Annotated in this window: 19 protein-coding genes; 15 read left to right on the top strand and 4 right to left on the bottom strand. The window is 35.1% G+C overall.

Annotated elements, in window-relative coordinates; all coding sequences use genetic code 11:
* Position 1 precedes the first annotated feature (1 nt).
* Positions 2–700 (bottom strand): RadC family protein, encoded by a 699-nt coding sequence (radC, locus tag BUC31_RS07125; RefSeq protein ID WP_073242554.1) that lies wholly within the window; start codon positions 698–700, stop codon positions 2–4.
* A gap of 62 nt (positions 701–762) precedes the next feature.
* Here radC and BUC31_RS07120 point away from each other — a divergent pair, with 62 nt between their 5' ends.
* Positions 763–1,206 carry a DUF1569 domain-containing protein gene (locus BUC31_RS07120; protein ID WP_073242552.1) on the top strand — a complete coding sequence of 148 codons (444 nt, stop codon included), beginning with the start codon at positions 763–765 and terminating at the stop codon, positions 1,204–1,206.
* A 132-nt stretch (positions 1,207–1,338) separates the two neighbouring features.
* On the opposite strand, the gene BUC31_RS07115 is transcribed toward BUC31_RS07120, so the two are convergent.
* From BUC31_RS07115 to BUC31_RS07105, 3 genes are all read right to left on the bottom strand, one after another.
* Positions 1,339–2,118, bottom strand: a complete 780-nt coding sequence (locus BUC31_RS07115) for a hypothetical protein (protein WP_073242550.1) — start codon at positions 2,116–2,118, stop codon at positions 1,339–1,341.
* 9 nt (positions 2,119–2,127) lie between these two features.
* Positions 2,128–2,331: a hypothetical protein gene (locus BUC31_RS07110; RefSeq protein WP_073242548.1), complete on the bottom strand. Its 204-nt coding sequence runs from the start codon at positions 2,329–2,331 to the stop codon at positions 2,128–2,130.
* Positions 2,332–2,392: 61 nt separating this feature from the next.
* Positions 2,393–3,754, bottom strand: a complete 1,362-nt coding sequence (locus BUC31_RS07105; protein WP_073242546.1) for a UDP-N-acetylmuramate--L-alanine ligase — start codon at positions 3,752–3,754, stop codon at positions 2,393–2,395.
* A gap of 251 nt (positions 3,755–4,005) precedes the next feature.
* Here BUC31_RS07105 and BUC31_RS07100 point away from each other — a divergent pair, with 251 nt between their 5' ends.
* The 14 genes from BUC31_RS07100 to BUC31_RS07030 all read left to right on the top strand — a co-directional run bounded on the left by BUC31_RS07100 (position 4,006) and on the right by BUC31_RS07030 (position 24,026).
* Positions 4,006–6,858 (top strand): T9SS type B sorting domain-containing protein, encoded by a 2,853-nt coding sequence (locus BUC31_RS07100; RefSeq protein ID WP_073242544.1) that lies wholly within the window; start codon positions 4,006–4,008, stop codon positions 6,856–6,858.
* Between the two features lie 3 nt (positions 6,859–6,861).
* Positions 6,862–7,815: a PorP/SprF family type IX secretion system membrane protein gene (locus BUC31_RS07095; RefSeq protein ID WP_073242542.1), complete on the top strand. Its 954-nt coding sequence runs from the start codon at positions 6,862–6,864 to the stop codon at positions 7,813–7,815.
* Between the two features lies 1 nt (position 7,816).
* Positions 7,817–10,006 carry an OmpA family protein gene (locus BUC31_RS07090; RefSeq protein WP_170861933.1) on the top strand — a complete coding sequence of 730 codons (2,190 nt, stop codon included), beginning with the start codon at positions 7,817–7,819 and terminating at the stop codon, positions 10,004–10,006.
* 79 nt (positions 10,007–10,085) lie between these two features.
* The gene (locus tag BUC31_RS07085; RefSeq protein ID WP_073242539.1) at positions 10,086–10,403 is read left to right on the top strand and encodes a cupin domain-containing protein; all 318 of its coding nucleotides are present in this window, start codon (positions 10,086–10,088) and stop codon (positions 10,401–10,403) included.
* Between the two features lie 53 nt (positions 10,404–10,456).
* Complete coding sequence (locus BUC31_RS07080) at positions 10,457–11,242, top strand: SDR family oxidoreductase (RefSeq protein WP_073242537.1); 786 nt, start codon at positions 10,457–10,459, stop codon at positions 11,240–11,242.
* Between the two features lie 976 nt (positions 11,243–12,218).
* Complete coding sequence (locus BUC31_RS07070; protein ID WP_073242533.1) at positions 12,219–12,722, top strand: hypothetical protein; 504 nt, start codon at positions 12,219–12,221, stop codon at positions 12,720–12,722.
* Positions 12,723–12,931: 209 nt separating this feature from the next.
* Positions 12,932–13,621 carry a DUF2695 domain-containing protein gene (locus BUC31_RS07065; RefSeq protein ID WP_073242531.1) on the top strand — a complete coding sequence of 230 codons (690 nt, stop codon included), beginning with the start codon at positions 12,932–12,934 and terminating at the stop codon, positions 13,619–13,621.
* A 222-nt stretch (positions 13,622–13,843) separates the two neighbouring features.
* Entirely contained in the window at positions 13,844–14,290 is a 447-nt protein-coding gene (locus BUC31_RS07060; RefSeq protein WP_073242529.1) for a hypothetical protein, read from the top strand.
* Between the two features lie 219 nt (positions 14,291–14,509).
* Positions 14,510–14,995: an STM3941 family protein gene (locus tag BUC31_RS07055; RefSeq protein ID WP_073242528.1), complete on the top strand. Its 486-nt coding sequence runs from the start codon at positions 14,510–14,512 to the stop codon at positions 14,993–14,995.
* 216 nt (positions 14,996–15,211) lie between these two features.
* On the top strand, positions 15,212–15,751 hold the full coding sequence (locus tag BUC31_RS07050; RefSeq protein ID WP_073242526.1) for a hypothetical protein: 540 nt from the start codon (positions 15,212–15,214) through the stop codon (positions 15,749–15,751).
* Positions 15,752–15,986: 235 nt separating this feature from the next.
* Entirely contained in the window at positions 15,987–16,574 is a 588-nt protein-coding gene (locus BUC31_RS07045; protein WP_073242524.1) for an EF-hand domain-containing protein, read from the top strand.
* Positions 16,575–16,782: 208 nt separating this feature from the next.
* Complete coding sequence (locus BUC31_RS07040; RefSeq protein ID WP_073242522.1) at positions 16,783–17,289, top strand: hypothetical protein; 507 nt, start codon at positions 16,783–16,785, stop codon at positions 17,287–17,289.
* A gap of 24 nt (positions 17,290–17,313) precedes the next feature.
* The gene (locus tag BUC31_RS07035) at positions 17,314–17,721 is read left to right on the top strand and encodes a hypothetical protein (RefSeq protein WP_073242520.1); all 408 of its coding nucleotides are present in this window, start codon (positions 17,314–17,316) and stop codon (positions 17,719–17,721) included.
* 242 nt (positions 17,722–17,963) lie between these two features.
* Entirely contained in the window at positions 17,964–24,026 is a 6,063-nt protein-coding gene (locus BUC31_RS07030; RefSeq protein WP_073242518.1) for an alpha-2-macroglobulin family protein, read from the top strand.
* Positions 24,027–24,148 lie beyond the last annotated feature (122 nt).

Below are 24,148 nucleotides of genomic sequence, written 5' to 3'. Positions count from 1 at the left end.
TCTATAGAATTTTTTCATCTGCAAAGCTATAGTAACTTTTTTGGGTAATGATCAAATGATCCAACACTTTAATATCTAAAGTTTCACTAGCAACTTTTATCTTCTGGGTAATCTGTTTATCTGCTGCACTAGGTCTTAGTGTACCTGAAGGGTGATTATGAGCTAGTATAATTGCCACTGCGCCTAGCTCTAAAGCTTGTTTCATGACTATACGCACATCTACTAAAGTACCAGTGATACCACCCTTACTTAACTGTGCTTTATGCAATACTTTGTTGGAGTTATTGAGAAATAGAATCCAGAATTCTTCATGTTCCAAATCGCCCAAAAGGGGTTGTAAAATTTCGTAAACATCTTTACTGCTTCCTATTTTTTTAATTTTAGCGGCATCTTCTCCCCGTCTTCTTCTACCTACTTCTAAAGCTGCTGCAATACTTACTGCTTTTGCTTCGCCAATACCTTTAAAGGCCATCAGCTGTTTTATAGAAAGTCTACCTAATTCATTGAGGTTGTTATCTACAGATGCCAATATACGTTTAGACAGTTCAACCGCACTTTCTGACCTACTACCCGAACCTATTAAAATGGCAATCAATTCAGCATCAGACAATACAGAACGACCTTTGTGAACTAGCTTTTCTCTTGGCTTATCATCATCTGACCAATTTTTAATAGATAAGGAAGTTGGTTTATCGTGCATTGGCTAAAGATACAGAACAAATTATTTTATGGTAAATTTATGCATCAATTAAAAAACCAACCATGAAATCGATTTTAAACGAAGAGGCATACCAAGAAATTAAAGGTAGAATAGAGCAACTTTCTGAAACCTCTGAGAAAGGTTGGGGAAAAATGACCGTTGGCCAAATGGTTTGGCATTGCCAATACCCTTTGAAATTAGCTATTAAGAATACACCCAATACTTCTAAAGGGAATTGGTTCGTAAAAACGTTCTTTAAAAAATCTTTATACAATGATAAACCGTGGAGAAAGAATTTACCTACCGCACCTCAACTAAAAGCTAAAGAAGCCAAAGACTTCTCTGTTGAACATGAAATACTAAAAACTTTAGTGGACGATTTTTATGCGGTACGTGATCGCGAAGAATGGTATCCGCATCCAGCTTTTGGTCCATTTACTAAAGAGCAATGGGGTCAAGTGCAGTACAAACATTTAGACCATCACTTAAAACAATTTGGAGTGTAATTTAGTTGTTGGTTGTTGGAAAAATCAAATTCAAAAAGGCTTAGTATTTTTCACTTAATATTAAACTAAAGCAAAAGAAAAAGCCCCTGCAAAAGATGCAGGGGCTTTTATTTTAATATTCTTCAGAAAAAGTTATTGAATAGGTTCAGAAATTTTTTTAATTTCTTCTGCTTTTTGTTTTACTTTTTCTTTGTTGCGTTTAATTACCTCTTCTAACTCGTCTAGCTTTTTCTCTGCATTAGAAATCTTTTCTTCCTTTTGCTTAATAACTTCCTCGTCAGCACCTTTAACTTCTCTTTCCTTCGCTACTTTTTCTTTAGCATTTTTCACCTTTTCTCTACCTTTTTTAAGAACTTCTTCTTTCTCAGTAAGTTCCTTTTCGGTTTCCTCTACCTGCTCTTGGGCTATTGAAGCTCGATATTTACCAAACTCTTCACCACTCATATCGCCTTTATCTCTACCGTAAGCTTTGCCGTTATTAGATTTCTCTTTTTTAACCTTTTTTTCTTTCTTTTCTGCTTCATCTTCTACATCAAAATCATCATCATTTTTCATGTAGTCATCATCATCTTCAAGACCTTTTTCTTTTTTAGCCTTTTTGACCTTGTCCTGACCTTTCTGTTTCATTTCCTCAGCTTTGCCCTTTTGGCGTTCCACTTCATTTTCAACAGACTCCTTAATATCTTCCTTTTTGCCTTTGGCCTTATCCTTTATTTTATCTTGCCCCTTCTGCTTCATTTCCTTGGCTTTGCCTTTTTGGGACTCCGCTTCATCTTCAACAGACTTTTGAATTTTTTCCTTTTTTTCCTTACCCTTGGCTTTTCCTTCAGAATTTCCCTGAGAATAACCTGCAGCAGTTGTTAGTGTAAAAAAGAATAACACCAACCCTATATTTTTTATAATAACTTTCATATCTTTTTTTTAAATGCTATCTAATTCCGTTAGAGCAGATTCAACTTCTTTTACTTTACTTTCTACTTCTTCAGAAGTTTTCTCTAAATCTTGTTCAACAGCCTCAATTTTATTAAGGGTTGCGTCTAATTGTTCTTGCTCTTTTTCGGTATCTCTACACGAAACAGCACCTAAAAAAATGAAGGATAATACTAAAATGTTTAATTTTTTCACAATTTAAAACTATTGGTTAGTGTAGACCAAACGAAAACTAGATTATTAAATTGCTTGATTTTTAATTATTTACAATTGAGTTTTTCAATTTTTCCAAATTTAGCCCTCCATAATTACCAGAGCTCATTAATAATAATGTAGCATTTTTATACTCTTTATTTTCTATAAACTCATGAAAAGATTTTGCATCGGTAAAAATCTTTAAGTCTTTTCTTTGAAAGGCTTCTGAAATTTGTTCGGGGGTTACCGCTTCTAACTTCTTAATGGCTACAGATTCTGGCAAGAAGAAAATAACCGCCTCGTCGGCAGCATCTAAAGCTCCTTTGTATTCCTTTAAAAATTCAGGATTAAAACTACTGTACGTGTGTAACTCTAAGCAAGCGATCAGTTTTCTATTTGGGTATTGCTCTTTCACCGCTTTTGTAGTAGCAGCAACTTTACTAGGGGAGTGTGCAAAATCTTTATACGCAATACTTGAATTACCTTCAGCTATTTTTTCTAATCGTTTAGACGCTCCTTTAAATGTAGCAATAGCTTCATAGAAATCATCTTCATCAACACCCATATTTTGGCAAATCCACTTTGCACCTGCCAAATTGCTTAGATTATGCTTCCCAAAAACTTCAATAGGCATTGGTCCTTCATTCGTTTCCAACAGCGTTTCTCCGTCTTCAACACTATATTCAGGTGTTGTATACGGTAATTTTCTAATGGCATTTTCTGAGGCCTCAACAATCTCCTTTACTGTTTCGTCTTCTATATTATATGTTATAGAACCACCGTTTACAATACTATCAACGAAAATTTTAAACTGCTCTACGTAATTCTCAAAAGTGGGGAATACGTTGATGTGATCCCAAGCTATACCACTTAACAAAGCAATATTAGGTTGGTATAAATGAAATTTAGGTCTGCGATCTATTGGTGAAGACAAATACTCATCGCCTTCTAGCACGATAAAATCATTATCTTCTGTCAAATGCACCATTCTATCAAAACCATCTAACTGTGCACCTACCATGTAATCTACCTCTATATCATGAAAGTTAAGCACATGAAGTATCATTGAAGTAATGGTTGTTTTACCATGGCTACCACCAATAACTACTCGGGTTTTATTTTTAGATTGCTCATATAAAAACTCAGGATAAGAATAAATTGTAATCCCTAGTTCTTGAGCCTTCAGCAATTCTGGATTATCAGCTTTGGCATGCATACCTAATACAATAGCATCTAGATCACTAGTAATTTTATCAGAAAACCAACCAAACTCTTCGGGTAGTAATCCTTTTGCTGCTAATCTAGATTTAGAAGGTTCAAAAATGACATCGTCACTACCTGTAATAACATATCCTTTGTGTTCTAGAGCCAACGCTAAATTGTGCATGGCACTTCCTCCTATTGCAATAAAATGTATTCGCATTCCTAAATTTTAGGTGGCAAAGATACGTATTGTGCATGTATTATTATGGAATCCACACAAAACTAGAGCCTAGAAAATCCTTCTAAAAGAGACAATCTCATCGATGAAATACGTTAATTTTTAACACTTTTTATCACGTTTGGTAGTATTCACCCTACATATTGATGTTTTCACAACATATAATTTCCTACAAATGTTGACGTAAATACCTTTAAACCATATTCATATATTCAACAACCAATCCCCTATTAATGAATAAATTAAACTTTAGGTTCTTTGCCTTGGTGCTTTTTTTTCTCGGTTTATCAAACTTAGCCGAAGCACAATGTGCAGGTAATGATGCAAGTATTGAGATTTGCGAAAAAGACTCAGATGTTGCAAATCGCAATTTTGCCCTATTTCCAAGATTAGGTGGCTCCCCTACTGCAGGCGGCACCTGGTCTACCACAAACCCAGAAAATTTTTACGCATTAAACCAAAGCACTGGAATTGTAGATCTTTGGCGTATTAATAACTACGGTACACATTCATTTGTATACACCAATACTGATTGTAATGAAACTGCGACTGTAAATATTAACTTGGGTGGTTACCCAGGTGAAGATAATATAGATGGTAGTGCAAATGCCTGTGGAGATGACAATAGTGTAAATCTACATGGCTTTCTAGGCAGTAATGTAGATGGTAAAGTTCAAGATTTCAATGGTCTCTGGGAAGAAGACCCAAGTACTATTACCGGTTTCTTAGAAGAGAATATTTTTAATGCCCAAGCTGCAGGTACAGGTATATACATTTTCACTTATACCGTACCTGATGTAAACACTTGTGCAGGTAGAACAGCTACCGTAGTTCTAGAAGTACATCCACCACCAAACCCTGGTAGACCCACAAGTGTCACGTTTTGTGCCAACGATGATTTTTCAGCGTACACTAATTTTGACCTAAACGACCAACTATTAGGTGAAGATCCAAACGGAACATGGTCAGAAGATGCTACCGGTCAGTTGAGTGATTTAAATGATTCGATCATTAATATTCAAGAATTGTACGACACTTTCGGTTACGGTACCTTTTCATTTGTATATACTGTTTTCCCTACCCACCCTGTTTGCGAAAAAAGAGAGGTTACGGTCAACATCGATATTTTACCTGTTTTAGATGGAGACATTACTGCTGAAGATATTTGTATTGAAGAAGATTATGTGGTTGAACTAGAATATGATGATACGCTATTGCACAATGGCGCATTTTTAATTTCATACACAATTAACGGATCTTCTGGCGTGGCAAGTACATCTCTAATAGACGGAGACGGTCATTTTATTGTAGACCCAACATTAGTACCACTAAATGAAACGGTTACTCTTGAAGTAGTGGGTATTACTAGCGTTAGCCCTATAAGAGATGTTTGCCCAACAGTTATTGTACCACCAACCACCTTTTTGGTAGCCAGTTCACAGGCAGATATTGAAGATATTTGTGTGCAGAACGATGCCACCGTACAAATAACAGAAATACTTGACACCAGCGGTAATTTTGCCAACGGTACTTTTACTACCCAATATGTATTAACAAGACCAGATAGCAGTACAGAAACATCTGATTCATTTGATCTAGAATTTATTAGTGGTAATGCTACGCTTACTGTACCCGGAAGCAATTTTTTAGTAGGTGGAGAATATGAAATTAGACCTGCCATCTTAAATACATTTCCAACCAATTGTCCTCTAGCAGATATTTTTATCGTAACCCCGTTACCAGATGCTATTCAGCTAGATTTGATTATAGACAACAATTGCGATGCTACACAGATAGATGTGCTTGTTGATGCACCTATACTGCCAGATGGCACCTATATTATTACTTATGATGTTACAGAATTAGGTTCAAATACCGTGCTAACTACCAATACTATAAATTTCACAGGTGGTACTGCTGCATATCAAATAGATGTAGATGCTTTACCTATTGGTAATTATACCGCTAGTGTACGAAGCATTCAAAATGATACTACACCCTGCCGATTAGATTTTGAGTTTGAAGAGAGCGAAAATTTCTCAAGAGGCGGAGTGCCAGAAGCTCCCGTAGCCAATGCCAACCAAACTTTTTGTTTGAGTGATTTTAGTGAAGCACCAACATTGATGGATATTAATGTTACCGCAGAAGGCGATATCTTATTTTACGATACTGATACAGACACTAATATTCTACCGATTTCTACTGTTCTGATAGACGGTGAAGAGTATTTTGTAACCAATAGCGACCCACTTACTAATTGTGAGGGAACCACACGTGTTCAAATAACGGTCAATTTTAGTAACCCTGATGCGCCTACGAGTGATAATAGTACTCCGTTATTCTGTGCAGAAACGAATCCGACGTTGTCGAATATTAATGTAAATGTAAGTGCAGGCAGTTCGGTTTCATGGTTTAGTGCGCTCTCTGGCGGTACTGCTTTAGACAATGCTACAATTCTAGTAGATGGTCAAACTTATTTTGCCGCTACCAACAATGGAGGTTGTACAAGCACTGAACGATTAGAAATTACGCCGACCGTAATAACCGTAGCACCAACAGCCATTTCTTCAGATGTATTATCTGTTTGTGGTTTAGATGATCCTACGGTTGTAGCATTACGGACTTTAGAAAACGAAACAGAAAATGAAGTATTCTGGTTTATAACAGAAACTGGCGGTACGGCACTTACAGACGATATCCCTTTAGTAACAGATACTACGTACTATGCTGAAAATTATAATTCCGTTACCGGATGTTCTTCTGCAACGCGTGTTCCTGTAACTGTAGATTTCAGCAACTGTGATCCTAAAAATTATGACTTTTTCATACCCGACGGATTTTCACCAAATGCAGATGGTAGAAACGATACATTTTTCATTCCTAATATAGAAACCATATTCCCAAATTTCACTTTAGAGATTTTGAACCGATACGGCACAACGTTATTTAAAGGTGACAAAACTAATCCCGCTTGGGATGGTCGAAATGGATCATCTACGGCGCCAAACGGAGTCTATTTCTACATCATCAATTATAATAAAGGCAATTCAGAACCTATTCAAGGTCGTTTATACTTAAACAGATAACCCATGCACAAGAAAATAACAAACACCACTTGGGGCATCTGCATAGTTATGCTTTTGTTCTTTTTAAAAACACAGGCACAGCAAGACCCGCAGTATACACAGTATATGTATAACATGAATGTGGTCAACCCTGCTTACACGACCAATGAACCTGGCATGCTTAATTTTGGTACGCTATACAGAACCCAATGGGAAAATGCCGTGGGTGCACCAAAAACGCTGACCTTTTTTGCCCATACTCCATTATCAGAAAAAATTGAAATGGGGGCATCTATTATATCAGATGATATTGGTGATGGTTCTTTGAAAGAAAACAACATTTATGTCGATTTCGCCTATATACTTAAGCTAGATGAACAAAGTAATTTGAGTTTAGGTCTAAAAGGAGGTATCACCACGTTCGAGACCAATTTTAACGGATTCAGACTACCAGAGGTTCAAGATGACCCTGCTTTTAATGAGAATATGAATAACACCTTCCCAAATGTGGGTATTGGTGCATTTTATAATCGCGATAAATTTTACGCAGGTTTGTCCATTCCAAATTTATTGACCTCTAAACATTTAGAAAATAGAGATGGTCTAAACCGTATTGGCTCAGAAGCTATTCACCTTTTTGGTATGGCAGGTTACGTATTTGACATTAATCCGAATCTGAAACTAAAGCCATCTGTATTAACCAAAATGGTATCGGGTGCACCGATTACTGCAGATGTATCTTTCAACGCCTTATTCAATAATCGTTTTGAAGGTGGTATATCGTATAGGTTAGATGATTCTGTAAATGCCATGTTCAATATTGCGGTTATACCTTCTGTACGAATAGGCTATGCTTATGATTACACCTTGTCTAATTTAGGCGCATTCAATAATGGATCACATGAAATTTTCGTGCTGTTCAACCTAGACCTTTGGGGACTCAAAAAAGGCTATGATAAATCTCCTAGATTCTACTAAAATGAAAAACTTACATATTTATATCATCCTATTTTTAGGAATTTTTCAATCTGTCTGGTCACAAGACTTAATACGTGCCAACGACCTATTTGAAAAGAAATATTATGCAGATGCCATTGCTTTGTATGAAGCGGCATTACCTAGCAACAAAAGCAGTCTGGTCGTAAAAAACTTGGCAGATAGCTATTACCATACTTTTGATCTAAATGCTTCGGCACGTTGGTATCGCTACCTTATTTCTAATTATGGCGATACGGTAGATGAGCAATATTATTTTAAGCTAAACCAGTCTTTAAAAGCCATTGGTGAATATGATGAAGCCGCACAGGTATTTTTTGATTATTACACCAAAGAAGGTAATACGGCGCTATTGCAACAATTGAAAGAAGAAAGTATATACCTAGAAAATGTAAAAGCAATTGGTGATCGTTTCGCAATTGTTAACAGTAACCTGAACACGACTACATCAGAATTTGGGGCAATGCACGTTGGTGATGCCATTTGGTACACTGCAGCACATAAAAAATCAGCTTCGAAAACATACCGGTGGAACAATCAGCAGTATCTAGATATTTACACACACCCAATAGATCAAGAACAACTGGGCGATAGTATTAGCGTTAGCTTATCGAATACTATTAATACAAAACTGCACGAAGGCTCTTTTACGGTTTCACCCAACGGAAACAACATGTACTTTACCCGTAACAACTATAACCATGGTAAGCGTAAAACCGATGATCAAAAGGTATCTAATTTAAAAATTTACAGCGCTAGTTTAGTTGATGGCGAATGGAAGAATATTACCGAGCTCTCATTCAATAGCGATGAGTATTCTAATGAGCACCCCGCTTTAAATGCCGATGGTACAAAATTATATTTTTCTTCGGATAGACCTGGCGGATTCGGTTCTTTTGACATTTATGAAACAAGCTTACAAACTGATAATACGTTTAGCACTCCTGTTAATTTAGGTAGTGTAATTAATACAGACAAGAAGGAGCAATTCCCTTTTATATCTTCGGATAATTCTCTTTATTTTTCATCGAACGGACACCCAGGCTTCGGACTTTTAGATGTCTTTGTTTCTAAAAATAAGAATGGCACTTTTCAGCATCCAGATAATTTAGGGTTACCTGTAAACAGTGGTTATGATGATTTCTCGTATGTATTAAATACTGATAATGCATCGGGTTATTTTGCAAGTAACAGACCATCTGGCAAGGGAAGTGATGATATCTATAGTTTTAGCGTAACCAAAGAGTTATCAATTGAAGATTGTGAACAATTTATTACCGGTATTATAACAGATCGTACCACTACCCTACCATTAGCCTTTGCAAAAGTGACATTACTAAATGCAGAAAACGAGGTAATATCAACATGCATTACCAAAGAAAATGGCGCGTTTGATTTTGACATTGTCTGTGAAGCATCCTACGAAGTAAAAGCAGAAAAAGACGGTTATGAAGGTAATGCCAAGAACATCCGCAGTACAAAAGAAAGAAATACCGAACATGATGCTTCTATGGACCTATATTCCATCCTAGAAAAACAAAAAACAGCAGCACTTGCATTACAAGAAAAGCAAAAAGCCGAAAAGCTACGTACAGAACAGATAGCTGCTAAAAAGTTAGAGGCAGCTAAAAAAGCGGCACTGTTAGCAGAAAAACAAGGTATTGAAGAAGCAGCACGTTTAACTCAACAGCGCATAGCTGAAAAAGCAAAGGCAGAAAAAGCATTGGCAAAGAAAATAGAAGATGCCATACAGACAGAAAATGCACTTGTAAAAGATGCAGATCGCACCGTTATACAGACCGAAGAAATACATTTCGACTATAGCCTTTGGTACCTAAGAAGAGAGTCGCGCGAACGATTGCAGACCGTAATCGATATCATGAAAAAGAACCCAGGTATGATTATAGAAATTGGCACACATACAGATATTCGCGGTAATAAAGGGTATAACAAAGACCTATCTCAAAAACGTGCAGATTCTGCCAAAGACTTCTTAATTAAAAACGGAATTGAATCTGGCAGAGTGGTTTCAAAAGGATACGGAGAGTCAAAACCAATTGTAGTTTGTGCAACAGAAGAAGCCTGTTCAGAAGAAGACCATGAGTGGAACCGACGTTGCGAATTTGTAGTTATTGGGTGGGATTATATTGACAATTCACCTACCAAAAACTAAATTTAAAAGTGCACTTTGAGCACAACTACTTTACAATTGCGATAGATTCGAGTATCTTTAGTTTAAAAATAAACAATCAATGAACTTGAATCTATCTACCATACCCTCAAAAGAAATTATGCCCGGTTTACATGGCAAATTGGTACATTCTGAAAACATGAGTATGGCATTTTGGGATGTAGAAAAAGGTGCCACAGTACCTGAACATTCTCACATGAACGAGCAGATTATGCATGTTATGGAAGGTGATTTTGAATTCACTTTAGATGGAACCACAAAAGTGTACGGACCAGGTGATATTGTAATAATTGCACCGCATCTAAAACATAGTGGTATTGCCTTGACCGCTTGTAAATTGTTAGATGTATTTAGTCCTACACGAGAAGAGTATCGTTAGTTATTGGTTGTTTACTTTGACTACGCTCAGTTACCCAATCTAAAAAATAAGAAATGAACATATCGTTAAAAAATAAAAAAGCATTAGTTGGTGGTAGTAGTGGTGGTATTGGTAAAGCCATAGCACAACAATTAGCGGCAAGTGGCGCTAGTGTAACCCTAATGTCGCACAGTGAAGAGAAGTTACATAACATAGTAAATGAATTGCCTACAAACCAAGGACAGCAGCACCAATATCTTGCAGTAGATTTCAATAATTTTAAGGATTACAAAAGCGTAATTAGCAATTTTTTCGAAAAAAATACAGTAGACATTTTGATAAATAATACACAAGGGCCATCTGCTGGTAGTGCATTGGAAAAAAAAGTAGATGATTACCAAGAAGCTTTTGATCTCTTGTTTAAAACCGTGGTCTATACAACAGAATTGGCACTACAGTCTATGATGCAAAAGAATTGGGGTAGAGTTATAAATGTTGCCTCAGTTTCAGTGAAAGAACCACTATCGTACTTAGCGCTCTCAAATTCTATTAGGGCTGCCGTAGTAACGTGGGCAAAAACTTTGGCTACAGATGTTGGCAAACACAACATTACAGTAAATAGCATACTCACCGGTTATTTTGATACGGACCGTATTACGCAACTTAATGCAAAAAAAGCAGAGCAATTAGGTGTAGAACAAAGCCAAGTACGAAAAGATATGGAATCTAGAGTGGCATTGAAACGTATAGGTAACCCAGAAGAATATGGTTTTTTAGCAGCCTTCTTGGCATCTGATAATGCAGCTTATATAACTGGAACAAATATTCCTATTGATGGCGGACTTCTAAAATCTCTTTAGATGACCAAGTAATAATAAAATTTAGTCGTTTACAAACATATATTATACACATATTATACGGGCAAACACCACTAAGCAACCGTATTCATTGATACTTTAGAAGATTTGATTAAATTACGGGTAAATAAGAAATAAACGTACCTAGGTACGTTTATTTCTTATTTACCCAACATTTTGAACAAATGACCAAAAGAAAAATTATTATAAATCATTCAATTATTTTTCTTGTGTTGTCGCTAATACTTTTTTTCTCTGCAGGGTCAATATTAAATAAAACTGTCCCAGAAATAGAGAATGTTAGATTGTGGATGGACTTAGTTATTTACGGTACAATTCTGATTCTGATTTTAACCTCCGTTTCATGCCTAGTCTTCTTAAAGAAGCATAAAATAATCGGTCTATTCATTATTCTTATTAATCTCTTTTGGTTCTGGCTTAGTATTTATTTATTATATCGTTATCATATTACCGATTATTACCCGACTTTTCGCATAGCCGATTGGATATTGATTCTTCATAATGTTTTAGCACTTGTCGGAATTATCATTGGGTATAAAATCATAACCTCTAAGCTGAACTTAAAAAAAGCTGTTTTGATAGACTTTATTCTAATCATTCTCGGTGTAATTAGCTACCAACTATAAACCAAAAAAAGCCTTCTAAGCAAGTTTGCGCAGATGGACCTTACTCAAACGCAACTGTTGTGTTAATGGACTTGCCATTCTAATAAAAAGCTAACTCGGGCGGAAAAAACGTTGGGTAACAATGCCTATACGTAATGTGGGCTAAGGTGATTATTCGCTGGGTTTGCGTATTTTTATGAGGTCGCAAAATCTTTGGGATTTTGCTTTGGACAGAAAAAATAAATCAAAACAAAAAGATTTGGCTACGAGTAGTGGCGCATTGGGAATTGTAAATCAAAACCCACACTGCGCATAGCCTGACCGTTGTAGCCAATTTGAGATACATTGTTCAAATGAAAAAACTATTCTTACTTAATTTAATAATTTTTACTTTTTTAAACTGTAAAAATCCGAATCATAAAATTGAATTCCCAACTGAATCTGATATTCAAAACGCAATAGAAAAAGGAAAAAAACAAGAAGAACATCTGAATTCTGAGCTACGAATTTTAAAGGACTTGGATTATGGAATTGAAAAAGCACAAACTGAAAAAAAGCCTATACTCTTATATTTTACTGGTTACGCAGTAATTAACGGACGGAAAATAGAATCGGACTTGATAATGAAAAATGAGACCCTATTCCAAACAATGCAAAATGACTATATCAATGTTTGGTTATATGTTGACGATAAAAAAGTTGGAAAAAAATGGTCTGATTATCAAAAGGAGAATTTTAAATCCAATGTTCAGCCATATTTTGTGATTTTGGATTCTGACGGAAATCCAATAACGAAAGGAATGGGTTATTCCGAAGCAAAAGACAATTTGGAAACTGAATTATTGAAAAATAAATAAAACTGGCTACACAACCTATAAACAATACGGGCTTCGGGCTTAGTCGCAGGGTTTGTGTATTTTTATAAAGTCCGCAAAATCTTTGGGATTTTGCTTTGGACAGGAAAAAATAATCAAAACAAAAAGATTTCGCTATGTGCGTGGCGGAAAGCAAACGCCAGTTTGCTCCCGTACTGTTCATAGCTCAACCGTTAGCCATAATTTAATAAATGACCATTCTTACCGAAAAACAAGTGACAGAATTGTGCGTTTTCATTGAGAAACGGATTGAAAAGAATGGATGCGACCACTCATTGAGAAATACATTTGAATGGGCTGAAAACAATGGAATTGACAAAGATGACTTGATTGATATTCTGGAATCGAACGGTGGATTTTGTGATTGCGAAGTAACATACAATTTACCTGAAGATTGCGATTTAGAAATTGAACCTGAAAACAAAGAATTAGATTCAAAAAATCCATTTAAAACCTCATTACTTTATAAGCAATCTGAGAATAAAATTTACACTAAAGCACTTTTCTCCGATTCTGAATATTCACATAACAATTACACAAAAGATAGAGAATTGTTAATTCCTGCTCCTTATGGTTTTAAACCAAAAAAACGAGTTAGAAAAAGTATGCATTTCTTTAATGGAACAGAAACGGAATTGCCAACTGAAATTGGAGTCGTTAAAGAAATCGAGCCAATTAATGGAAGGGATTTTGCCAAAATGGTTCGAGATTTAAAATTAAAATCACTAGCAAAATTTTCTGAAAGAGACGCAGATTATTACTTATCGAGAATAGAGAAAGTGGATATTGGAAAACCGATGGGAATGCACTTTATGGAAAAGACTGGAATCGGTGGGACAAAAATTGAGTTAAGGATTCACAAAGTAATATTCCGGAAATAAAAACTATGGCTAACACAGCCTAAACGTAATGCGGACTTTAGGGCAAAACCGAAAGGTCTGTGTATATTTATAAAGTCGCTAAATCTTAAGGATTTAGCTTTAGACAAGAAAAAATAAAACTAAACAATAAGCTTTAGCTTCGTGCGCGGACGGAAACGAAAAGTTTCCTTACTACCGCACTACGCTTAGGTACTGTGTTGTGCGTCATTTGAGAAAACCGAAATGCTAAAGATATTTAAGCGAAATATAAAATCTGAATATAAGGAAAGACTTACCAAATCTTTCCCGAAAAAACTGTATTCGGATTTAAATGCAGTTTTAAAAATCATTCCATTTGACAATAATAAAGTAAAACCCTTTGACGGAACAATTCACCAGGTTGACAATCTGATTCACGAAAATGAGTTGGATGTAGTACTTGACAATGAAACTTTGACAATTCCATACAGACTTTACTTTGACGAGCCAAATCCAGAATTAGAAAAGACTCTGACGGACAAACAAAAAGACATCTTAAATTGTATTTATTTGAGACATCATAATGGACATATAAGAGAAGAAAGGCTGAATTTATTATCGGATAATTTAGAAAAATGGACAGTTCCTTTTCTAATTCAATTAATTGGAGAATACATCTATGAACTACTTCCGATTATTGACAAAAAGTAAATGAAAACACTCTGGACTTTTGCGCTGAATTTAGAGATGAAAACCCTATGTATTGGCAACAGACATAAAGTAGAATGATAAGTTATTGGAATGAATATTACAGATACAAATTTCCAAAACTGAAAGAATATTTGGGATTTGAAATTGTTAACCGAATAAAAAAACGAACGCACAACAAGGTGTAAGTAATTGCCAAAATTCTAGCGTTGATTCAAAATAATGAAAAAAGATTCTATTAAATATAAAAAAGATGCTAATACAAGGATAAAGTCTATTGTTCTATCTTCTGTTTTTGGTGTTATTTCGTTATATATTCTCCTAAATGCTGAAAAGCACACTTTATATTCTTTATTTCCTGCTTTCTTTTTAATAATTTCTATATGGGGATTGTATGATTCTATATTTCGTTCTAATTCTATCATTATAAATAGAAGTGGAATTAATATAAGAACTAATGGAATGGGAATAGTTGAATGGAAGTTTATTGATGACTTCTCTAAAGGAAAATTATCAAGAGGAAATTGTTTAATTGTAGAGTTAAATAATATTGATTTATTTCTCAACACAAAGAGTTATCCCATACGAAACCTTATGAATACAAATACTAAAAAATTTGGAAGTCCAATCGTAATTCCTGAAGCGGAATTTGGAAAATCAATTGAAGAAGTGATTAATGAAATTAAAGAATATCAAAAGTTAATATAAAACTACTTACAACACTATGTAAACGCAATGCTTCTTAGTGCTTTGGGCTAAGGAAGTTTTGTATTTGCAAAGTCGGCGTCACAAATTTTATTATTTTAACTGATAATTTAAAAATATTAAAAGTGTAACGCCTTGTGCTATACCGAAAGTCGCTGACTTTTTCCACGCACGGACGTTTACATTTAACGTTGTACCCAAGCTGAAAAATAAAACCAATTGAAAAATATTTCAGACCCAAAAAAGTTTACTCTAGTACTTTTTGGCATTTTATCCTTTCTGTTTTTAGTGTTATATGTCTGGAATTTTTCCTTTGTTTGGGAATTTGGATTTGGACTGTTTTTTTATTTAATCTTTTTATTGATTGTATTATTAATAGGTCTTGTAATATCAATTCTCATTGACATAAAGCAATCAACAAAATTTAAATACTATTTTATTATATCGCTTATTCAGTTACTTTTTATTTGGTTGGTTTCAAATCCAATTAGAGAATGGCAAAGTGAGAATTCAAAACATAATGGAGTTGCTATAGTTGAAATAGTTGAGGCTTATAGAGAGATAAATGGTTCTTATCCTAAATCATTAACTGAGCTTAAAAATGAAGCAAATGTTGATTTGCCAGAAAGAACAAGTATTGGGACAAAGTACATTTATGAACTCTATGAAAATGAAAATTATTCTATAGGGTTTAAATCTTATTATGGCTATGACTATCATTATAACAAGGTGGAAAAAGAATGGTACTCAGCAGACTAAAAAGCCTGCGTACAACACAACCTATAAACAATACGGTCTTCAGGCTTAAACGAAAGGTTTGAGTATATTTATGAGGTCCCGAAATCTTTAGGATTTCGCTTTGGGACAAAAAAAGAAAAAATAAAACAAAAAGTTTCCTTGCCTGCCCTACTTGCCATAGCCGTGACATTAGCTTTAATACTAGAGCAAGTTCACAAAATTTATATAACCTGACTAGAAGTATAAAAAATAAAATATGAAAATAGTAAAGAAGATTTTAATCGCTTTAAGTATTACTTTGTTCATGAGTTGTGGTGAAAACAACAAGAAAGCTGAAAGCAAAGCTACCGAACAAGAAACTATGTCAGACAGTGAGAATAGACCACCAAGACCTCCTAGACGTGAAGACAAACGTACTCCATGCGAAGCTTTAAAAGAAGGCCCTTCGGGTAGTAGTGAGCATGGACCAATGGACAATGCTGACCTAAATAGAGATGGAACAGTTTTGCGAGAAGAGCTAGAGGCTTTCATGGAGGAGGGAGAATATAGAAGAGTAACTATACTCAACTTCTTTAACCTATTTGATACGGATAAAGATGGAAAACTGAGTGATACAGAGTTCGCTAAAGTTAAACCCAATCATAGTTTTAATGGTACTGATGCCAATGGAGACTGTGTGGTTACTAGAGAAGAGGTTGTTGCTTATGCGAATGAAGAAGGACGAAGTTATCGTAAAATTGGATTGGATAAATTCTTCGACTTAGTTGATACTAACGGAGATAACAAAGCTACGCCAGAAGAAGTTGAAGCGGCACACGAAAGCGGACTTCTCGCACGATTTTAATAAACTATGTCTCTTAACGAACATAACAAGAACGAATTCTCGGAACATAGAATTTAAAAATCGAGAATACTTTAATGGGATTAAAAAAGAAGGGCTAGCATTAATATAAAAGTGGAAATAAGTACTTATAATTGAATACTATAAAATCAGATATAACCCCTTAAATTAAAACCAGCCAAAAAACAGCTGTTGAATATTTAAATATCATATGAAAAAAATAGCAATGGGTTGCGGAATATTTTTAGTCCTGGTCATTGGCTCGGTTACCTTACTATTCTATATACTTACTAGACCTAAATACAGAGATGTAGCTACTGAGAAACCATTTTCAGAAATCTTAAGCCAGCAATTAACTACAAAAAGACCTACCCTAATTTTAAATTATGACTTACCTAGATATGAAGACTACAGCTATCACTTAGAAGATGGTAATGGCTTTGGTATGAACTCTAATCTAGAGACACTTGCCGAAATACCAATTGGCACAGCGGTACAAATAGATAAAATAGAAATACATACCAATAGTGTTAGCGGCACATCTAGCGCTTATCTTTTTGGCACAGTGTATAGTAAAGAAAAACAAGAAACCTATGCTTTTCAATATACTTGGGGTAATTACCATCTGTTATATGAAGACAAACCCTACTGGACTTTTGACCTTGCCTTTTGGCAAGACGAACCGTTGACTGAAAAGTATTTTATAGATCTGCCTTGATAATGATATAGAAACGATGTTATAATGAAACGTTTTACACATGTTGCCTTTTTACTTTTTATAATTTTAAGTGCTATTTCATGCGATAAATCCGCCATTGATGGTGAATGGGATGATAACATACATCTTTCTGAAAAAAACATAACTATTTCTGCCGAAGCAAATAAAGTTCTCATTACTACAAAAGGTACTTCTTGGTGGATTGCCGGAATACTACTTTATGATGATTCAGATTATGATATTTCTGATACTGATACTACACAAGAAGATTTTTTAATTGAAACGGAAGACTTTAGCATTGAAAGAAAAAATACGAAAGAGATACATGTCTCTATGACGCAAAATAATACAGGTTCAGAAAGAACCTTAACGGTATCGCTACAAGCTGGTAATTATTTTGATGGTTTTCAAGTGCATCAATCTGCCAATTAATTCTTTAACACTAAGTATAGTAGTAATAAATAATTTAGAGCATCTACAGGTCAATGGATATGTAATTATTAGAATTGATAAACTATCAATTACTATTTTGGTAAATTACAGTGCATCATTCTTTTGCAATCACCACCAAAACTTCTAGCAAGCTTACCTACCTAAACGAAAAGTACGTTTCACTCATTTTTCATTGCATATAAAATTACCTTGGCACAGTTTTGTATTGTAATTTTACTATGATGAAAAAGCTATATTTAATTCTAATCGTATTTATGTCCACACAATTTGGTAATGCACAAGAGCACAATTCTTATGATTCACTATGGGATAAGGTTCTTGATTTAAAGATGGAAAACTTGAATAAATCGGCATTAAAACAAACTGAAGCTATCTTTAAAAAAGCGAAAAACGAGAAGAATGAGGTACAGACTATAAAGGCACTTATTTATAAATCTGGCTTAATTAACATACTCGAAGAAGATGCTAAATTAACTATCGTTAATGATTTCAAATCAGAAATAGCAATTGCTGCCGAACCTACTAAACAAATACTACATAATCATTTAGCAAAATTATACTGGCAATACTACAAACAAAACAGATATAAATTTAATAATAGAACCAAGACAGCTGTTAAGATTGATTCGGTAGATTTTAGAACCTGGGATTTAGATACGATTTTTAAAGAAATAGATTATCATTTTACTACATCTTTAGAAAATGCTAGCACTACTCAGCAACTTCCTATTTCAGATTTTAATGAGATTTTAGTAAAGAATGAAGAAAGCAAAAAATACAGACCTACATTATTTGACGTTCTCGCACATACCGCTTTACAATTTTACACGACTAGCGAAAATAGCATCAACAAACCTGCAGATATATTTGAAATTGACATCGAAGCAATTTTATGCGAGGCATACTCTGCTAGCTTTTTAAATTTTGTTAATGGTCAAAACCTGTCATTACAATCTAGAGCACTTGAAATTTACCAACAACTAGTATCATTCCATTTTGGCAATCCAGATATGAATCCGTTGGTATTGGTAGATATAGAGCGATTACGCTTTATTCATGAAAATGCCACCTTCGAAAATAAAGACAATCTATTTCTTGAGGTTTTGCAGAATTCAGCGGAAAACATAAAGCACAGCCCGCTATCTAGCTTATACACCTTTGAAATTGCACTTCAGTACCAAAAATCCGGACTCACTTATTCCCCTAAAACGAATGAAGAACACCAATGGAAGTTAAAAGAAGCCATTGCACTTTGCGATGATGTAATTGCAAGATTCCCTAAAAGTTTAGGTGCACAAAAATGCATGGTATTAAAATCTGAAATTCAAAACACCACTATTCAACTGACTTCAGAAAAGCACATACCAACCAACACGGTAAGCAGACTATTGGTTAGTTATAAAAATATGGAGCGTCTGTCGTTAATGGCTTACCAAATTACCCAGAAACAATTAAAAGAGCTTGAAGAATTATATCAAGACAATAAGAAACAAGACTATATAAAAAAACTGTCTGTTGCTAAAACTTGGTCGGCATCTTTAAAAACAGAAAACGATTATCAAACGCATAGTACTGAAATCTCCATACCTGCTTTAGAAAATGGAAATTATGTGATAGTGGCAGAATCTGGAGATGAAAAAGTAAATTCATTTAGCTTCACCACTGTTCAAGTAACCAATTTAGCAGTAATAGAAACGCAAAACTTAACTCATCAGTTCTACCAAGTAATCGATCGCAATAATGGCAAACCTATTGCTGGTGCAGAAGTTATTTTAGGGTATCGAAAAAACTATAAAGAACCAATAAACCGTAAAACATATACTACAGATAAACATGGTAACATCACTATCGAAAAAAACGAAGAAAGTTGGAACGACGTTTCTATAACCGCTAAAAAGGACAGCGAAACTGCATATTTTGGCGAGTACTACGTAAACAGAGGGTATGCACAAAATGAAGAACGAATTAACTATTCGTGCTTTCTTTTTACGGACAGAAGTATATACAGACCAGGTCAGCCATTATTTTTTAAGGGTATAGCCATCAGCCAAGAAAAAGGAATCTCTAAAGTTTTAGAAAACGCCAAAATTAAAGTTACATTGGCAGATGTTAACGGGCAAGAAATAGAAACTCTCGCGTTGACCACCAATGACTATGGTTCTATTTCGGGTGAATTTATACTACCAAATTCCGGACTCACAGGTCAGTTTTCTATTCGCGTTTCCTCAAATGAAAATCGTTTGAACGGATATACCAGTATTTCAGTTGAAGAGTACAAACGACCTAAATTTGAAACAAATTTCGAACCAGTTACGGACACTTATAAAGTCAATGATAGTATAACGGTAATAGGTAAAGCAACAGCATACGCAGGTAGTTCCATCTCAGATGCAAAGGTAGTTTACCGCGTAAAAAGAGTTGTGAATTTACCCAGATGGTATTATTGGTTCAGACCCCATTTTAATGGCTCTTCTCAAGAAATTGAACAAGGCGAGACCGTTACAGATGCAGCAGGTAATTATAAAATAAAGTTTAAAGCGATACCCGATAATAGTATAGAGAAAGAAAACCTGCCAACATTTAATTATGAAATTACAGCAGATGTAACCGATATTAATGGAGAAACTAGAAGCACAGTTACGAATGTTGCAGTTGGTTATCATGCGTTAAATGTGAATTTAGTTCTTCCAGAATCTATTGATAAGACCCTAAAGGACACAGGCTTTACTATTACCAGCAGAAATTTAAACGGAGAATTTGTACCTGCAACAGGCGAAGTAAAATTATACAAATTACAAGCACCTGAAAACGTAATACGACCCAGACAATGGGCTGCTCCAGATTACCAAGGTTTTTCAAAAGATGAATTCTTGAAACTTTATCCGCATGACGCTTTTGAAGACGAAGACAATTCTGCCAATTGGAAAAAAGGTAAAATGGTTTGGCAATCTAACTTCAACACTCATAATTCTAAGGAAATCAATTTCGGTAAAACCAAGAATTGGGAATCTGGCAAATACAGGTTAGAATTAAACTCAAAAGATAAATTTGGGCAAGCCGTAAAAGATATCGCTAATATTACATTTACTGGTAACGAGCAAACATTAGCCGACAACCAATTGTTTCATATAAAAACAGATAAAGCTCAATATAAAGTAGGAGACAAAGCACAAATAACATTTCTTTCAAGTGCTAAGGATCTGAATGTTTATGTAAGAGTCGAAAAGAGTAATACCGTAGTTGACGAAAAGTTAATTACGTTGAACAACAATTCAAAAACAATATCTGTACCTGTTACCGAAAATGATTTAGGCGGATTTGTAATCACTTACAGTTATGCATTTGCTAATTATTTTGAATGGAACACTCATAATATTCTTGTTCCCTACCCTTCTAGCGATTTACAAATAGAGACAACGACCTTTAGAGACAAAATAGCTCCGGGTGTTGATGAAACTTGGTCTTTTAAGATCAAAGGTCCGAAAGGTGAAAAAGTAAGTGCTGAGTTATTAGCAAGTATGTATGATGCCTCTTTAGATCAATTTAGAGCTCATTCTTGGAGCTTTTATCCATTTCATAGACCAAATTACTATTCACGAATTAGAACGAACGCTCATAACAGCTTTTCGACCAGCAGCTTCTATACATTTTCGAATTATGAAGACATGAGCTACCCAAGTCTAAGATTTGATTCTTTCGATTCATTCGGGTTAGATTTTCATTCATACGGAGACTTCTATGAACAAAGGCCCCTGTACAAAAGATCTGCCGCACCAATTGCAAACAGCATGATGGAAGACGATGCTGCATTAGATGCAACTGTCGTTGTTGGCTATGGTACTATTGAAAAAGAAAGTAAATTAGAAGGCAGAGTCGCAGGTGTTGAAATTACCGAATCAACAACAGAACCTGAAAAAGAGAACCAAGATTTTGGATCAGTTAGCATTCGAAAAAATCTCCAAGAAACCGCTTTTTTCTTTCCAACATTACAGACAGATAAAGAAGGAAATGTTTCGTTCAATTTCACCACACCTGAGGCATTAACCCGTTGGAATTTGCAACTTTTGGCACATACCAAAGAATTGGAAAGTACTATTACCAACTTAACTACGGTGACCCAAAAAGAATTGATGGTGACGCCAAATGCACCACGATTTTTACGTGAGGGTGATGAGATAATAATTAGTACTAAAATTTCTAACCTAACAGAAAAACTACTCTCTGGTCAGGCAAAATTAGAATTGACAGATGCGGTAATAGGTGCAGATATTTCAAAACAATTGTTAGCGGCTTCTAATACACTAGAGACAAACTCTTTTGAAGTTGATGCTATGGGGAATACCCAAGTATCATGGAGATTGAATATTCCGGTAGGGTTGCAATCGGTTCAATATAAAATCATTGCAAAAGCAGCTGATTTCTCTGATGGGGAACAAAACATGTTGCCTGTATTATCAAACAGAACATTGGTAACTGAATCATTACCAATGTGGATTCGCAGTAACCAAACCAAGACGTTTACTTTAGACAAGCTAAGCAACACCTCATCGACCACGCTGAAACACCATAAGCTGACTTTAGAAATGACATCTAACCCAGCTTGGTACGCAGTACAGGCATTGCCGTATTTAATGGAATACCCGTATGATTGTAACGAGCAGACATTCTCAAGGTATTACGCAAATTCATTGGCTAGCCATATTGCAAATAGCAACCCAAGAATTCGTGAGGTGTTTAACCAATGGGCAAATTCAGATGCCTTACTAAGCAATCTAGAAAAGAATGAGGAATTAAAATCCTTATTAATTCAAGAAACACCTTGGTTACGCGATGCACAATCTGAAACCCAACAAAAGAAAAGAATCGGTTTATTGTTCAATTTAAACAAGATGAAGAACGAGCAACAATCAGCTTTAAACAAGCTTGCTCAAAATCAGAATTCAAGTGGAGCTTGGTCTTGGTTCAATGGTGGTCCCGATAACAGATACATTACCCAACATATAATTTCGGGTATGGGTCATTTGAATCATTTGGTTACTTCGCCTGTGGACAGCAAACAATCTAATATGATAGAAGACGCAATTTCATATTTAGATGCTGAGTTTGTTAAAGAGTATGAGCAAATGAAAAAACATACCTCTAATATTAACGATGATCACTTAAGTGCAAATCAGGTACATTATTTATACATGCGCAGCTTTTTTAAGGATATTAAAACTTCTAAGAAAGTAGATGAGATAACTTCCTATTATATAAAACAAGCGCAGAAATATTGGACCAAAAGAGGTTTATATGCACAGGGAATGCTTGCTTTAATATTGCATAGAATAGATGACGCAAAAACATCTACTAAAATTCTACGTGCATTAGAAGAAAATAGCATTACTAATGATGAATTGGGCATGTACTGGAAAAGTAATACCAACTCATGGTTTTGGTATCAGGCACCTATAGAAACACAAGCTTTACTGATTGAAGCATTTTCTGAAATTCGCCCTGCGGATATTGAAACGGTTGATAATCTTAAAATATGGTTACTTAAAAATAAGCAGACCAATCAATGGAGTACCACTAAAGCAACAACTGAAGCAGTATATGCATTATTACTACAAGGCAGTGAATGGTTATCGGTTACAGATGCAGTCGAAATTTTAATTGGCGGTAAAGAGATTGACCCGTCTAAATTAGAAAATGTAAAAGTGGAAGCAGGAACAGGCTACTTTAAAACTTTTTGGAACACTGCTGAAATTCAACCTAAAATGGGTGAAGTACAAATTAGCAAAAAAGGCAACGGAATTGCTTGGGGAGCTTTGTACTGGCAATATTTTGAGGACTTAGATAAAATTACAAGCGCCGAGACTCCGTTGAAATTAAAGAAGAAAATATTCTTGAAAAAGAATACAGATTCTGGCGAGGTAATTTCTGAAGTGACCGGCAACACTACGTTAAAAGTAGGTGACTTGGTTAAGATTAGAATTGAACTGAGATCCGACCGTGATATGGAATTCATACACATGAAAGATATGCGTGCAGCAGGGTTTGAGCCCGTAAACGTAATTTCAAGATATAAGTGGCAAGACGGCTTAGGGTATTACGAAAGCACCAAAGATGCAAGTACCAATTTCTTCTTTGACTATTTACCAAAAGGGGTTTATGTGTTTGAATATGATGTACGCGTAAATAATGCTGGAGATTTCAGTAATGGTATTACCACCATACAAAGTATGTATGCACCAGAATTTAGTAGTCATAGTGAAGGAGTAAGAGTTTCGGTTGAAAACTAACGTCATTACGAACAAAGTGAAGTAATCTTATTATGGGCTGACTAAAAACTCAACAACCACTGAAAACAAACAAATCGCCACGTCGCGAAAAGCTCCTCGCAAAGACGAGTTAAAACACAAAA

The sequence above is a fragment of the Maribacter aquivivus genome, from assembly GCF_900142175.1.
GTDB classification, from domain to species: Bacteria; Bacteroidota; Bacteroidia; order Flavobacteriales; family Flavobacteriaceae; genus Maribacter; species Maribacter aquivivus.
The sequence above is the reverse complement of the archived record's forward strand: the minus strand, read 5'-3'. Positions and strand labels throughout refer to the sequence as shown.